Source organism: Microbacterium sp. UBA3394, from assembly GCF_002358725.1.
Classification (GTDB): Bacteria; Actinomycetota; Actinomycetes; order Actinomycetales; family Microbacteriaceae; genus Microbacterium; species Microbacterium luteum.
This window is the reverse complement of record NZ_DEPK01000273.1, coordinates 15,397-29,939: the sequence shown is the minus strand read 5'-3', so window position 1 is coordinate 29,939 and position 14,543 is coordinate 15,397. Positions and strand designations below refer to the sequence as shown.

The window sequence follows — 14,543 nt, the reverse complement described above, 5'->3', positions numbered from 1 at the left end:
AGGCTCGCTCGCGTTCGCCGATCGTTCACCCGGCGGCTACCGCAGCCCAATAGACCTGACGGGTATCCCTGCACACCCGACACCCGTCAGGACGGTCATGCCCTCAGCCACGTTCAGACGCGCGGTCGCCGTTGCCACCACGGCAGCAGCAACCTGTGCGCTCGCCTTCGTCCCGATCACCGCGGCCGGCGCCGCCGTGATCGATCCTCCCGTCACCGACACCAGCGAGAGCGCCACGCTCGAGCTGACGCCGATCGGCACGTATGAGACCGGCATCTTCGACGCTTCCGCCGCCGAGATCGTCCACTCCTACGGCGACCGCCTGTTCGTCGTGAACGCGCAGGCCGGCACGGTCGAGGCTCTCGACGCCGCCAACCCGTCGGCGCCGACGAAGATGTTCGACATCTCCAGCGCGGGCGTCGCCAACTCGCTTGCCGTGCGGGAGGACGGCCTCGGGGTGATCGCGTTCGAGGACGAGGACAAGACGGCGCCCGGACGCCTGGTGTTCTTCGATGCGGACTTCGTGCCGGACGGCGACGCCTCGCCGATCCTCGGAGAGGTCACCGTGGGCGCCCTCCCCGACATGGTCACCATCTCGGAGGACGGCACCTACGCGGTCGTCGCGAACGAGGGCGAGCCGGCCGACGACTTCTCGGTCGACCCCGAGGGATCGATCGGCATCGTCACGCTGCCCGCCGAGAAGGCGGCGCCGGCACAGGACGCCGTCCGAACGGCGGGATTCGGCGCGTTCGAGGGCGAGAACCTTCCAGCCGACGTGCGCGTGTTCGGTCCCGACGTGGCCGCGCCCGATCAGGGCGAGACGGCACTCGAGGCGAACCGCGTCAGTCGCAACCTCGAGCCCGAGTACGTCGCAATCGCCGACGGCACCGCCTACGCCGCCCTGCAGGAGGCCAACGCTGTCGCCGTCGTCGACCTGGCCTCGGCGACGGTCACCGACATCTGGCCTCTCGGCTTCAAGGACTACTCCGTGGAAACGCTCGACGCGAGCGACCGTGACCCCGAGGACGCGCCGACCTACAATCAGGCCTCCTACGAGGGGCTCTACGGCGTCTACATGCCCGACGGCATCGAGGCGTACGAGGTGGGCGGACAGACCTACCTCGTCACCGCGAACGAGGGCGACAGCCGCGAGTGGGGCGAGTTCATCGACTCCGTGCGTGCGAAGGACCTCGGCGACGTCGACGAGACCGACGCGCCGGCCGTCTGCGAGACCAGCCCGCTCGCCGGGATGCTCGAGGACGAAGACCTCGGTCGCCTGAACGTCCTGACCGACATGGGCCTGAACGACGAGGGCACCTGCTTCGACGAGCTCTATACGCTCGGCGGACGCTCCTTCTCCATCTGGACCACCGACGGCGAGCTCGTCTTCGACTCCGGCAGCGACTTCGAGGAGGTCACCGCCGCAGCGGCTCCCGAGTTCTTCAACTCCAACCACACCGAGTCGAACCTCGAGGGGCGCAGCGAGGACAAGGGCCCGGAGCCGGAGAACCTCGCGATCGGCACCGTGGGCGACCGCACGTACGCCTTCATCGGCCTCGAGCGGGTCGGCGGCGTGATGACCTACGACATCACCGACCCGGCGAACGCGACCTACATGAGCTACCTCAACAACCGCGACTTCTCCGTCTCGGTGGAGGATGCGATCGACGACTACGATCCCGAGAACGCCGACCACCGGGCGACGCTCTCGAGCGCCGGCGACCTCGGTCCGGAGGGTCTGGAGTTCATTCCGGCCTCCCAGTCGCCGATCGGCGAGCCGCTGCTGGCAGTCGGCAACGAGGTGTCCGGCACCACGACCGTCTACGCGATGGGGAACCCGAACGTCACCGAGATCGACATCCTGACGATCAACGACTTCCACGGGCGCCTCGAGGCGGGCACGTCGGGCGAAGCCGGCGCCGGCGTTCTCGCGGGCATCGTCGAGGACTTCGAGGCCCGCAACCCCAACACCCTGTTCGTCTCGGCCGGTGACAACATCGGCGCATCGACCTTCACGTCGTTCTCGCAGCAGGACAACCCGACGATCGACGCGCTCCTCGAGGCGGGCCTGGATGTCGGCGCTGTCGGCAACCACGAGTTCGACCGCGGGTTCGCCGACCTCAGCGACCGGGTGATCCCCCGATTCGGCGGGAACACCGACGACACCGTCACCGAGGAGGAGATCGCGGCGGGGCTGCCCTACAACCTGGGCGCGAACGTCTACGACAGCGAGACCGGCCTGCCGGTGCTTCCGGAGTACGCGATCAAGACGGTCGACGGGGTCGACATCGGGTTCATCGGAACCGTCACGCCGGACACCGCCACCATGGTCGACCCGGCCGGGATCGAGGGGATCGAGTTCGGCGACGAGCTCGAGGCGGCCAACCGCGTCGCCGCGCAGATCGCCGACGAGACCGACGTGCTGATCCTGCTCACCCACTCCGGTGCGGCCACGAGCGACTGCGAGGCCCTCGCGGCCGACCAGGCAGGCTTCGGCTCGCTCGCCACCGGCGCCTCGGCCGACATCGACGCGATCGTCTCGGCGCACACGCACCAGACCTACGCGTGCGACGTCGCCGTCGAGGGGACCGACGGCGACACCCGCCCGGTCATCCAGGCCTTCGAGTACGGCAAGGCGATGGGCCTGCTGAACATCGACTGGGACACCCAGGCCGAGGAGCTGATCTCCATCCAGGCATCCACGTTCCTCACCGCCGGACTCGCCGAGCCCGACGCCGAGGTGCAGGCGATCGTCGACGCGGCGGTCGCCGAGGCCGACGAGGTCGGCTCCGTGCCCGTCGGAGAGATCAGCGCCGACATCCTTCGCGGCGGCACACCGTCGGGAGCGGACCGCGGCGTGGAGTCGTCGATGGGCAACTGGGTCGCCGACGTGTACCTCTGGGCCACGTCCAACCCGTCCTACGCCGGCACCCCCGCCGAGATCGCCCTGATGAACCCGGGCGGCCTGCGCGCCGACCTCGCCTACGCGCCTGACGGCGTCATCACCTACAAGGAAGCGGCCGAGGTCCAGCCCTTCGCGAACACCCTCGTGACGATGACCCTGACGGGCGCGCAGATCGAGGAGATCCTCGAAGACCAGTGGAAGGCCGAGGGCGACCGCCCGAAGCTGCACCTCGGCGTCTCCGAAGGATTCACCTACGAGTACACCGAGTCCGACCCGCGCTCCGGCGACATCACCGAGATGTTCTACGAGGGCGAGCCGATCGCAGCCGATGACACCTTCACCGTCGTCACGAACTCCTTCGTCGCCAACGGCGGAGACGGGTTCCCGACGTTCACCGAGGGCACCGACCGCACCGACACCGGGCAGGTCGACCTCACGGCCACCGTCGCCTACTTCGAGGCGTTCGACGTCGTCGACCCGGCGCCGCTCGGTCGCGCGATGGTCGCCGGTTCGGAGAACCCCGGGGGCGAGACCCCCGGGGGCGAGAACCCCGGCACCGGCAACCCCGCTCCCGAGCCGACCGACCCGGGCGGGGAGCTCCCGGGCACCGGCGAGCAGACCGGTGGGGACTGGGCCGAGGTGACGCTCAGCAACGACGGCCGGGTCGAGCAGGGCGGAACCCTGACCGTCACGCTGACGGGCCTCGAGGCCGGCCAGCAGGTCGCCGCCACCCTGTTCAGCGACCCCATCAAGGTCACCGGCATCCCGGCGGCGAGCACGGATGGCAGCATCCGCTTCTCGGTCGAGATCCCGGCGGACTTCGAGCTCGGTGCGCACCGCATGGTGATCACCACCGACGGTGAGGACCCGATCGAGATCGGTGTCGACGTCGTCGAGGAAGGCGCCCTGGCCGCCACCGGCGCGGAGCTGCCGTGGGGCATCGCCCTGGGCGGCGCGTTCCTCCTCGTCGCCGGCGGTGTCGCCTTCGCGATCCGTCGTCGTCAGACCGCGTAACCCGCATCCCTCCGACGGCCCTCGATCCCCACAAGGGGTCGGGGGCCGTCGCCGTCTCCCCCGCTGTCTCCGCCGCCTCCGCCGCGGGGGCCGGCCCGCCTCCGCCGCTGCGGAGGGCCTGTCCGCGCATCCCCCTTCACCCCTCGAGAGGAGATCCCCCTTCGAGAGGACGGAAACGGCGGTCGGAGTCCTCTGCAGGCGGGATGTCCTCTTGATGTCTCGCCGCGGGGGCCGTCCACGTCCTCGCCGCGGGTGCCGCCGCCTCCGCCGCTGCGGGGTCAGAGGCGTTCGAGGATCGTGGCGTTCGCGAGACCGCCGCCCTCGCACATGGTCTGCAGGCCGTAGCGCCCGCCGCACTGCTCGAGCGCATCGACCAGGGTCGCCATCAGCCGGGTCCCGGATGCGCCGACGGCGTGCCCGAGGGCGATCGCTCCGCCCCACGGGTTCACGATCTCGGGATCGACGTCGAACTCGCGCTGCCACGCGAGCGGCACCGAGGCGAAGGCTTCGTTCACCTCGAACACGTCGATGTCATCCACAGCCAGGCCGCTGCGGTCGAGGATGCGGCGGGTCGCCGGGATCGGTCCGGTCAGCATGAGCAGCGGATCGTCGCCGACGACCGCGAACGAGTGGAAGCGGGCGCGCGGCGTAAGGCCGAGGGCCGCGGCCGTCTCCTCCGCCATGATGAGCACGGCCGACGCGGCATCCGTCAACGGCGAGGAGGAGCCGGCGGTGATGCGCCACTCGACCCGCGGAAAGCGCGCCGCGAGCTCGTCGGTGCGGAACGCCGGTGACAGCCCGGCGAGCGCGTGCACCGTCGTGCCCTCGCGCACCGTCTCATCGAACGCGACCGCGTCGGATCCGCCCGCGAGCACGGGGGTCACCTGGCGATCGAACCACCCGCGCCGCCAGGCCTCGGCCGCGCGCCGGTGGGACTCCGCGGCGAAAGCGTCGAGCTCGTCACGCATGATCTCCCAGCGGTCCGCGATGAGCTCCGCCGACACCCCCTGGTTCACCAGCCCCTCGGGGTAGCGGCGACGGATGCCGTCCGGCACACTGCCGCCGGCGGTCGACGATCCGAGCGGCACCCGGCTCATCGATTCGACACCGCCCGCGATGACGACGTCGTAGGCGCCCGCGATCACCCCCTGCGCGGCGAAGTGCGCGGCCTGCTGGCTCGACCCGCACTGACGATCGATCGTCGTGGCCGGAACCCTCTCGTCGAATCCGGCGGACAGCACGGCCTGGCGCGCGATGTTCATCGCCTGATCGCCGAGCTGGCTGACGCATCCCAGGATGACGTCATCGACCTGCGCGGACTCGAGTCCGTTGCGTTCGAGAAGCGCGGTGAGCACGATACCGGCGAGGTCGGCGGGGTGGACCCCGCTCAGCGCCCCGCCGGGCTTTCCCCGGCCCGACGGTGTGCGGACGGCGTCGACGATGACGGCGGATCGCATGTCGCGATCCTCTCACGCCGCGTCGCCGCGGGACAGATCAGCCCGCGGCCTCCTCGGGGCGCTCGGCGACGTCGACGGCGGCGGTGTCGGGCACGTACCCGGCCACGTGTCGTTCATCCGGCCCGCTGTAGTCGGACAGGGGACGGATGAGCGCATTCGAGGCCTGCTGCTCCATGATGTGCGCCGTCCAGCCCACGACGCGCGCGGCGACGAACAGCGGCGTGAAGGTGGGGGTGTCGAAGCCCATGAGGTTGTAAGCGGGCCCGGACGGGTAGTCGAGGTTCGGGTAGATGCCCTTGCGCCCGATGAACTCCGCCTCGAGGGCGTCGTAGAGCGCGGCGACCTCGGGGCGGTCGTAGTGCGACACGAGGGAGTCGAGTGCGGCCTTCATGGTCGGCACGCGGGAGTCGCCCCGCTTGTAGACACGGTGGCCGAAGCCCATGATCTTGCGCTTGCCGGCGAGGGCGTCATCCAGCCACGGCGAGACGTTTCCGGCGTCGCCGATCTCGTCGAACACGTGCAGCACCGCCTCGTTCGCGCCGCCGTGCAGCGGGCCCTTGAGGGCGCCGACCGCGCCGGTCACGGCGGAGTACAGGTCGCTCAGGGTCGACGCGATCACCCGCGCGGTGAAGGTGGACGCGTTGAACGAATGCTCGGCGTAGAGGATCATCGACCGGTTGAACGCGTCGACGACGACGTCATCCGGCACCTCGCCGAAGGTCATCCAGAGGAAGTTCGCCGCGTAATCGAGGTCGTCACGCGGGGCGATGAGGCCTTCGCCCCGACGACGACGCTGACCGTAGGCGACGATGGCCGGCAGCACGGCGAACAGCCGGATGCTGCGGACGAGGTTCTCCTCGGCGCTGCCGGAGGCATCCATCACCGAGCCGAGACCGGCGAGATCCTGCGCGCCGATCACGCTCACGGCGGTGCGCACCTCGTCCATCGGGTGCGCGTCGAGCGGCACGAGGTCGATCGCCGCTCGGACGTCGTCGGCGAGCTCCCGGTGCGCGCGTTCGGTGGAGCGGAGCTCGGCGAGCTGGTCGGCCGTGGGGAGCTCCCCGTTCCACAGCAGGAACGCGACCGCCTCGAACGGCTGCGTGGCGGCGAGCTCCTGCACCGGGTAGCCGCGATAGAGGAGGCTGTTGGTCTCGGGGTTCACCTTCGAGATGGCGGTCTCGTCGGCGACCACGCCCACGAGTCCCTTGCGGATGTCTGTCACGGTCACTCCTTCGTGTCGTCCCTGCGGGCTGCGTGTCCCACTTTCTGTCGGCATGAAGGCCTATGGCAGCGGGAAGTGGGACATGGTGTGGCTGATCAGGGGGATGGGCGGTAGGTGAAGATGTCCTGGTCGAAGCGGTTGTACCCCTCGTAGTCGATCAGGTCGTAGAGATCGGCGCGGTGCTGCATGCGACCCAGCTGCGAGGTCAGATGCCCCTCGTCGACCAGCGTATCGAGAGCATCGGATGCCGCACCCATCGCCATCCGCAGCAATGACACCGGCCAGATGACCATGTTCACCCCGACGGAGGCGAGCTGGTCGACCGAGAAGAGGTCGGACTTTCCGAACTCGGTCATGTTCGCCAGGATCGGCACGTCCACGGCCTCCCGCATCGCCGCGAACTCCTCCAGCGTGCGCATCGCCTCGGGAAAGATCGCGTCGGCGCCGGCCTCGACGAGCGCGCGAGCGCGGTCGGTGGCGGCATCCAACCCCTCGACGGCGCGGATGTCGGTGCGCGCCATGATGAGAAAATTGGGATCGCGCCGCGCGTCGACGGCCGCGCGGATGCGCTTGATCGCCGTGTCGTCATCGACGACGCTCTTGCCGTCGAGGTGTCCGCAGCGCTTCGGATTGACCTGATCCTCGATGTGCGTTCCGGAAAGGCCCGCGTCTTCGAGCGTCTGGATCGTGCGGGCGACGTTCATCGGCTCGCCGAATCCGGTGTCGGCGTCGATGATCGCCGGCAGCTCGGTCATGCGGGCGATCTGCGCGCCGCGCGCGGCCACCTCGGTGAGGGTCGTGAGGCCGATGTCGGGGAGGCCGAGGTCGGCGGAGAGCACCGCGCCGGAGATGTACACGCCCTCGAAGCCCTTGCGCTCGATCAGGCGCGCGCTCAGCGGGTTGAAGGCCCCCGGGAACCGGAGGAGCTCACCCGAGGCGAGGCGTTCCCGGAACAGGCGGCGCTTCTCGTGCGGCGGCGTCTGCGCGTACAGCATCAGGCCCACCCCGCCACGGCACGTTTCGTCTCGCTCTCCCGGTCGTTGAGCGAGGAGCGCAGCGACGAGACGAAACGCGGGCCGAACACGCAACCACGTTTCGTCTCGCTCCGCTCGCTCAACGACCGGAGAGCGGAAGCACGTTTCGTCTCGCTCCGCTCGCTCAACGACCGGGGGGAAACCCGCGCGCTCTCCCGGTCGCCCCGCGAGGACCGCAGCGACGAGACGAAACGCGGGCCGAGACGCGGCATCAGAAGAGGCCCTTCGGGGCGGGTGCGGTGGCGAGCACCCCGAGCTTGGCGACGATCGACAGCTGCCGCACCTCGTCGGCGGTCAGCTCCGGAAGGCGCTGCACCAGCTCGAGGAAGCGCTCGATCTCCGCCTCCTCGAGCACCGGCTCGGCGAGCGTACGGAACTTGGCGATGTAGTCCTCGCGGGCGAACGGCCGCGCGCCGAGGGGGTGGGCGTCGGCGACGGCGATCTCGTCCTCGACCGTCGAGCCGTCGGCGAGCGTGATGACCACGCGCCCGCCGAAGGCCTTCTCGGCCGGGTCGATCGAATGGTAGCGCCGTGTCCACTCCTCGTCTTCGGCGGTGGAGACCTTGTGCCACAGCGCCACGGTGTCTTCGCGCGCGGCACGCTCCGGCGTGTAGGAGTCGACGTGGTGCCAGCCGCCGTCCTGCAGGGCGACGGCGAAGATGTACGGAATCGAGTGGTCCAGCGTCTCGCGCGAGGCCGTCGGATCGTACTTCTGCGGATCGTTCGCCCCCGAGCCGATAACGTAATGCGTGTGGTGCGAGGTGTGCAGCACGATCGCCTCGACGTTCGCGGGGTCCGCGAGCTCCGGGCGCTCGCCGTGCAGCTTGCGCGCCAGATCGATCCATGCCTGCGCCTGGTACTCGGCCGAGTGCTCCTTGGTGTACGACTCCAGGATGGCGCGCTTGGGCTCGCCCTCGCCCGGCAGCGGCACGTCGTAGGACGCGTCGGGGCCGTCGAGCATCCAGGCGATGACCCCGTCCTCCCCCTCGTAGATCGGGGAAGGGGATGTCTCGCCGCGCATCGCACGGTCGACGGCCTCGATCGCCATCTTCCCGGCGAACGCGGGCGCGTGCGCCTTCCACGTCGAGATCTCGCCCTTGCGCGACTGGCGCGTGGCGGTGGTGGTGTGCAGCGCCTGCCCGATGGCCTGGTGGATCGTGTCGACATCGAGGCCGAGCAGCGTTCCGATTCCCGCGGCAGCCGACGGGCCGAGGTGTGCGACGTGATCGATCTTGTGCTTGTGCAGGCAGATCGCCTTCACGAGGTCGATCTGGATCTCGTATCCGGTCGCGAGGCCCCGCACGAGCGCCGCCCCATCGGCGCCGACGTGCTGGGCGACGGCGAGGATCGGCGGGATGTTGTCACCGGGATGCGAGTAGTCCGCGGCCAGGAAGGTGTCGTGGTAGTCCAGCTCGCGCACGGCGACCCCGTTCGCCCACGCCGCCCATTCCGGGCTCGAGCGGCGCTCGAGCGCGCATCCGAAGATCGTCGCGCCCGCGCCGCTGATGGAGACCGCGTGATCGAGCGCCTGCTGGCGCGCGGCCGAGACCGGGCGACGGCTGAGCGAGGCCGCCGCGACGGAGGCGTTGTCGATGATGCGGTTGATGATCATGTCGCGCGTCTCGTCGTCGACCTCGACGGGGTCGGCGGCGACCTGTGCGATGTGCCACGCGAGCTGTCCGTCGCGTGCCAAATTCTCGTCGCTGCGGTGGACACGGGTGTGGTGCAAGACGCTCATGGGACGAGCCTTTCAGAAACGATGGCGGGAAGGGAGCCGAGGATGCCCTCGAGCGCGTTGTGGAGGTGCACGTGCGTCGCGTGAGCGGCCAGGTCGGCGTCGCGCTGCGCGATCGCCGAGGCGATCAGTCGGTGCTCGGTCACCGACGCGCGTACCCGGTCCGGGCGATCGCGGGCCAGCCGTCGCACGCGCACGAGGTGGGTGCGCACCGTTCGCAGCGCAGAGGTGAGGTGATCGTTCGCGACGGCGGCGTCGAGGGCCCGGTCGAAGTCGCCGATGAGGCGCGTGTAGGCGTCGGGGTCGGCGTGCGCGTCGATGTCGGCGAAGGCGCCTGCCAGGTCGGCGAAGACCCGTGGTTCACCGCGTTCGGCGGCCAGCCGCGCCGCCTGCTCCTCCAGCGCCCGTCGCACCTCGAACAGGGCGCGGATGTCGTCGGCGTCGACGCCGGCGACCACCGTGACCCGGGGCGACTGCTGGGTCACCAGCCCGTCGGCGGCCAGTCGCGCCAGCGCCTCGCGCATCGGGGTGCGGGATACGCCCAGCCTCGCCGCCTGCTCGGTCTCGCCGAGGACGGCGCCGGGCGCGAGCGCGCCGGATTGGATGTCGTCGAGCAGCGCGCCGTAGGCACGGTCGCTCGCGCGCACCCGCACTCCGTCGTCACTCCCCTGCATCCCCTCAGTGTATGCACTGAAGCGCCATCGAGGGCCGAAGTCGACGAGAGAACGGCCTTGTGTATACCGATGACGCGCCAGGGATCACCGCGAACGGACGACGGTGCGGCGCGGTCGCGGCCCCGAGGTAGCGTGGGGAGAGTGACTGAACCCTCTCCCTATGTCGTCGCCACCGACGGGGCCTGCAAGGGCAACCCCGGCCCCGCGGGATGGGCGTGGGTCGGCGAAGACGGGCACTGGGCGGCGGGAGCGATCCCCGCCGGCACCAACAACATCGGCGAGCTCACCGGACTGCTCAAGGCCATCGAAGACCACGCCGACGTCGCTCACCTCGTCGTGCAGGCCGACTCGCGGTATGCGATCGACACCTATCAGAAGTGGATGGACGGCCACCGCCGCCGCGGCTGGAAGACCTCGACGGGTGCCCCCACGAAGAACGTCGACCTGCTCGAGCAGCTCATCCGCGCCCGCGATGCGCGGCGCGCGGCCGGACTCCCCGACGTCGTGCTCGAGCACGTGCGCGGCCACTCGGGGCACGTGCTGAACGCGTGGGCGGACGAGCGGGCGGTGCGCGCGTCCGAGCACGCCGCGAAGGGCACGGCGAGCGCGTGGTCCTCGCTCGGGTCCCACGATCGCATCGACGTCTCGACCGCCCCGAAGAACGGTCGCTGACCGCTCCGCATCCGCGACAAACGCGCTCTCAGGCGCCGGCGTCCGCCAGCCGGTCGAGCAGCGCGTCGAGGGCGGGGCGCTGGCCCTTCACGAGACGCTCCCGCGCCACATCTGCACCGACCCACTCGACCCGGTCGACCTCGGGGAAACGCTGCGTGCGCCCCGAACGCGGCGGCCACTCCATCTCGAACTCCCCGAAGCCGTCGCTCGGGGCGGCGAATCCGTCCCCGTCGGCGACGAACACGGTCACCCGCTTTCCCGACGAATACGGGAACGTGCCGAGTTCGGCGGCGGGAGCATCGGGCGGATCGACGCCGAGCTCCTCTCGGAATTCGCGCGCCGCCGCATCCCAGGCACCCTCGGCGTCCGGGTCGAACTCTCCCTTCGGAATGCTCCACGCGGCGGCCTCCTTCGCCGACCAGAACGGACCGCCCATGTGGGCGATCAGCACCTCGACGGCGGATGCACCGGCATCCGTTCCGTCGGAGGGACGACGAAGGCGGTACAGGAGGAGTCCGGCACTGTGCACCGTCATCTCCCGCACCGCCCTCGATCGGTCCGGCTCAGACCAAGCGCTTCTTGGGCGAGGTCTCGTACGTGATCTCGGCGTCGTCCTCGACGACACCGTTCAGTGCCTCGTCGATCGCCGACATCACGCCCTCGTCGAGGGTGACGCCGGAGGCCTTGACGTTGTCGGCGATCTGCTCGGGACGCGACGCGCCGACGAGGGCCGCGGCGACGTTGTCGTTCTGCAGCACCCACGCGATCGAGAGCTGCCCCATGCTGAGGCCGAGGTCGTCGGCGATGGGCTTCAGCTTCTGCACCGCGGTGAGCGTGTCGTCGTTCAGGAAGCGCTTGATGAAGTTCGCGCCGCTCTTCTCGTCGGTCGCGCGCGACCCGGCCGGCACCGGCTGGCCGGGCAGGTACTTGCCGGTCAACACGCCCTGCGCCATCGGCGACCACACGATCTGCGAGATGCCGAGCGCGCGCGAGGTCGGCACGACCTTGCCCTCGATCACGCGCCACAGCGCCGAGTACTGCGGCTGGTTCGAGATGAGCTGAACGCCGAGCTCCTTCGCCAGCGCGTGGCCCTCGCGCAGCTGCTCCGCCGTCCACTCGGAGACGCCGATGTACAGCGCCTTGCCCTGACGGACGACGTCGGCGAAGGCCTGGAAGGTCTCCTCGATGGGCGTCTCCTCGTCGAAGCGGTGTGCCTGATAGAGGTCGACGTAGTCGGTGCCGAGGCGCTGCAGCGAGGCGTCGATCGACTCGAAGATGTGCTTGCGGCTCAGACCGGTGTCGTTCGGCCCCTTCGGACCGGTCGGGAAGTAGACCTTGGTGAAGATCTCGAGGGATGCGCGCCGCTGACCCTTGATGGCCTCGCCGAGAACGCTCTCGGCGGCGCCGTCGGCGTAGACGTCGGCGGTGTCGAAGGTGGTGATTCCCGCATCGAGAGCGGCGTGGACCGTCTTCACGGCGGCGTCGTTCTCGACCTGCGAACCGTGGGTGACCCAGTTGCCGTAGGTGATCTCGGAGACCTTGAGGCCGCTGTTGCCCAGGTAGCGATAGTTGACCATGGGCACCACGCTACCGGCGCCCGAGGACACTCCGGCGAGGGTTCGCCACCGGCGTCATCCGCCGTCGCGTCGGCGCAGCGCGCGGCGCAGACTGCGCACGAGCAGAAGGAGCCCGCCGAGCCCCACGAGACTGCCGAGGAAGGGGAAGGCGCCGACGTTGCCGGTGAGCATCGGGCCGTCGCCGGACACGGTCAGACTGATGCCGACGGCCAGCAGCGCCACCCCGACGACGGTCACGAGGAAGCGGTTCAGCTGCTCCTCGAGCCACCCGCGCTCGCCGGCCCCCTCGAGGGAGCGCAGCCGCACCGAGAAGGTGCCGTCCTCGAGCGAGCGGGTGACGTTCTCGAACCGCCGCGGCAGGCGCCGGAGCTCCTCACCCGCGAGCATGAGGTGCGCCTGCGCGCCGAGGGCGGCGTTCTTCGGATCGAACGTCGCGCGCGCGAAGTGCGGTGCGCGCTCCAGCGCGTGTTCGACCATGTCGTAGTCCGGCACGAGGCGCCGGAGCGTCCCCTCCAGCGACGACAGCGTGCGCAGCACGAGAAGCAGCGACGGCGGGATGGACAGGCGATGGCGGCGCAGCACATCCACGAGCGCCCGGAAGATGTTCTCGTCGACCTGGGCGTTCTGCATGCGGGTGAGGATGACGCCGATGTCGTGCTGCAGCGCCACGTGGTCGACGGCCCCGGTCTCGGGCGCGCACATGAGCAGGATGACGTTCGTGGCGGCGACGTCGTCATCCGCCGACAGGGCCAGCAGCAGCGGGATGAGCATGCGGCGCAGGCTCCGCTCGCTCACCCCGACGGCGCCGAAGTCGATGAGCGCGACGGTGCCGTCGTCCTGCAGGATGAGGTTCCCCGGATGCAGGTCGGCGTGGAAGACCCCGCGCACCGCGATCTGCTCGAAGACGGATTCGAGCACGCCGTCGGCGAGGCGTCGCGCCTCGTCGGGATCGAGGGAGCCGGTCGCGATGCGGCTGAACGGCGTGCCGGTGATGCGCTGCTGCACGATCATGCGGCTCGTGCACCAAGGCTCGTACAGGATCGGCACGGCGAGGGTCATGGACGACGATCGCGCGATCGCGCCGCGCAGCATCTCGGTATTGGCCGCCTCGACCCGGTAGTCGAGCTCGTCGCTCAGCGCGCGGGAGAACTCCGCCGCGAGAGCGACCGCTCCGTAGTCGCGGGCCCAGTCGGTGCGGGCCTCGGCGGTGCGCGCGAGGCGCTCGAGGATGTCGAGATCCGTCGTCACCTGTGCTCGGGCGCGCGGGCGCTGGATCTTCACGACGACCTCGTCGCCGGGTTCTTCGCCGTCGCCGCGCAGTCGCGCGGTGTGCACCTGGGCGACCGACGCCGCCGCCAGCGGCTGCGGGTCGATCGAGGCGAAGACCTCGTCGATCGGTCGGCCGAGCTCGGCCGTGATCGCCGCCTCAGCCTCGGCCCACGGGATCGGCGTGGAATCCATCTGCAGCGTCGACAGCGCATCCACCAGGTCGCGCGGCAGCACGTCTTCCCGCGAGGACAGCACCTGCCCGAGCTTGACGAAGGTGACACCCGCCTCGTTCAGCGCGGCGACCAGAGCCGAGGCGAGCTCGTCATCTCCGCCGTGCCGGTTCTGGAACGCGCCGAGCCCGTGGCGCGAGGCGATCGCGAGGATCTGCGCGTAGCGGCGGGCGCGATCTCGCCGGCGGAAGGCATCCCTGATGGCCGACACCGGATTGCGCACCCGGTGCGACGGCCACAGGAACTCGAGCGTCACGATGACCACGACGACGATCGCGAAGATCCAGCCCGCGACGAGCGCGAGGAAGGCCAGCGCGATCGGCCCGCTCACCGTCACGTTGTCGTCGAGGTCGAGCACGTCGGTCTCGCGCATCGCCCATGTCGCCAGCGGCAGGCACGCGAGGAAGACGATCAGCGCGGTGAGGGATGCTCGGATCCACCCGACCTGCCCGTCGAGCAGACGGCGGCTCACCCAGGCGGCCGCGACCGTGAAGATCAGCGCGATCAGGACGAATGCGACCCAGGCCCACATGAGGCCAGTGTGTCAGCCGACGGCGGCGGCCGCTTGGTCTTCTTCCGTGGCGACCAGCTGACCGCAGGCCCCGTCGATCTCCTTGCCGCGGGTGTCGCGCAGCGTGGTGGGGATGCCGGCGGCGTTCAGGCGCCGCACGAATTCCGCCTGCACCGGCTTCTCCGACGACGTCCAGACCGAGCCGGGCGTGGGGTTCAGCGGGATCGGGTTCACGTGCACCCA

Annotated in this window: 10 protein-coding genes and 1 pseudogene; 2 read left to right on the top strand and 9 right to left on the bottom strand. The window is 70.2% G+C overall.

The window, feature by feature from the left end; translation table 11 throughout:
- The first annotated feature begins 97 nt into the window (after window positions 1-97).
- A complete protein-coding gene (locus B4E30_RS15900; protein WP_286796192.1) occupies window positions 98-3,919 on the top strand; it encodes a choice-of-anchor I family protein in 3,822 nt (1,273 codons plus the stop codon).
- Window positions 3,920-4,197: 278 nt separating this feature from the next.
- Here the strand turns inward: B4E30_RS15900 and B4E30_RS15895 are convergent, their stop codons facing one another.
- From B4E30_RS15895 to B4E30_RS15875, 5 genes are all read right to left on the bottom strand, one after another.
- Entirely contained in the window at window positions 4,198-5,376 is a 1,179-nt protein-coding gene (locus B4E30_RS15895; protein WP_286717781.1) for a thiolase family protein, read from the bottom strand.
- Between the two features lie 37 nt (window positions 5,377-5,413).
- A complete protein-coding gene (locus B4E30_RS15890; protein WP_414683226.1) occupies window positions 5,414-6,652 on the bottom strand; it encodes a bifunctional 2-methylcitrate synthase/citrate synthase in 1,239 nt (412 codons plus the stop codon).
- Window positions 6,653-6,693: 41 nt separating this feature from the next.
- Window positions 6,694-7,593, bottom strand: a complete 900-nt coding sequence (gene prpB / locus B4E30_RS15885; RefSeq protein WP_286717777.1) for a methylisocitrate lyase — start codon at window positions 7,591-7,593, stop codon at window positions 6,694-6,696.
- A 250-nt stretch (window positions 7,594-7,843) separates the two neighbouring features.
- Window positions 7,844-9,370, bottom strand: a complete 1,527-nt coding sequence (locus tag B4E30_RS15880) for an MmgE/PrpD family protein (RefSeq protein ID WP_286796188.1) — start codon at window positions 9,368-9,370, stop codon at window positions 7,844-7,846.
- The gene (locus B4E30_RS15875; RefSeq protein ID WP_286796194.1) at window positions 9,367-10,014 is read right to left on the bottom strand and encodes a GntR family transcriptional regulator; all 648 of its coding nucleotides are present in this window, start codon (window positions 10,012-10,014) and stop codon (window positions 9,367-9,369) included. The genes B4E30_RS15880 and B4E30_RS15875 overlap by 4 nt, the downstream gene beginning before the upstream one ends.
- Before the next feature lie 168 nt (window positions 10,015-10,182).
- Here B4E30_RS15875 and B4E30_RS15870 point away from each other — a divergent pair, with 168 nt between their 5' ends.
- Window positions 10,183-10,713, top strand: a complete 531-nt coding sequence (locus tag B4E30_RS15870; RefSeq protein WP_071045995.1) for a ribonuclease H family protein — start codon at window positions 10,183-10,185, stop codon at window positions 10,711-10,713.
- A gap of 28 nt (window positions 10,714-10,741) precedes the next feature.
- Here the strand turns inward: B4E30_RS15870 and B4E30_RS15865 are convergent, their stop codons facing one another.
- The 4 genes and pseudogenes from B4E30_RS15865 to B4E30_RS15850 form a co-directional block, all read right to left on the bottom strand.
- Entirely contained in the window at window positions 10,742-11,248 is a 507-nt protein-coding gene (locus B4E30_RS15865) for an NUDIX domain-containing protein (RefSeq protein WP_286796187.1), read from the bottom strand.
- Window positions 11,249-11,276: 28 nt separating this feature from the next.
- Entirely contained in the window at window positions 11,277-12,290 is a 1,014-nt protein-coding gene (locus B4E30_RS15860) for an aldo/keto reductase family protein (RefSeq protein WP_286796185.1), read from the bottom strand.
- Window positions 12,291-12,344: 54 nt separating this feature from the next.
- Window positions 12,345-14,321: an ABC1 kinase family protein gene (locus B4E30_RS15855; RefSeq protein WP_286796184.1), complete on the bottom strand. Its 1,977-nt coding sequence runs from the start codon at window positions 14,319-14,321 to the stop codon at window positions 12,345-12,347.
- A 12-nt stretch (window positions 14,322-14,333) separates the two neighbouring features.
- Window positions 14,334-14,543, bottom strand: a pseudogene (locus B4E30_RS15850) (23S rRNA (adenine(2503)-C(2))-methyltransferase RlmN); the annotation flags it as partial.

What these genes read in the sequence shown, in the direction of transcription:
- B4E30_RS15860 (WP_286796185.1), bottom strand. Translation starts at nt 12,290, where the DNA reads ATGGTCAACTATCGCTACCTGGGCAACAGCGGCCTCAAGGTCTCCGAG.
- B4E30_RS15855 (WP_286796184.1), bottom strand. Translation starts at nt 14,321, where the DNA reads ATGTGGGCCTGGGTCGCATTCGTCCTGATCGCGCTGATCTTCACGGTC.
- B4E30_RS15900 (WP_286796192.1), top strand. Translation starts at nt 98, where the DNA reads ATGCCCTCAGCCACGTTCAGACGCGCGGTCGCCGTTGCCACCACGGCA.
- B4E30_RS15890 (WP_414683226.1), bottom strand. Translation starts at nt 6,652, where the DNA reads ATGCCGACAGAAAGTGGGACACGCAGCCCGCAGGGACGACACGAAGGA.
- B4E30_RS15865 (WP_286796187.1), bottom strand. Translation starts at nt 11,248, where the DNA reads ATGACGGTGCACAGTGCCGGACTCCTCCTGTACCGCCTTCGTCGTCCC.
- prpB (WP_286717777.1), bottom strand. Translation starts at nt 7,593, where the DNA reads ATGCTGTACGCGCAGACGCCGCCGCACGAGAAGCGCCGCCTGTTCCGG.
- B4E30_RS15895 (WP_286717781.1), bottom strand. Translation starts at nt 5,376, where the DNA reads ATGCGATCCGCCGTCATCGTCGACGCCGTCCGCACACCGTCGGGCCGG.
- B4E30_RS15880 (WP_286796188.1), bottom strand. Translation starts at nt 9,370, where the DNA reads ATGAGCGTCTTGCACCACACCCGTGTCCACCGCAGCGACGAGAATTTG.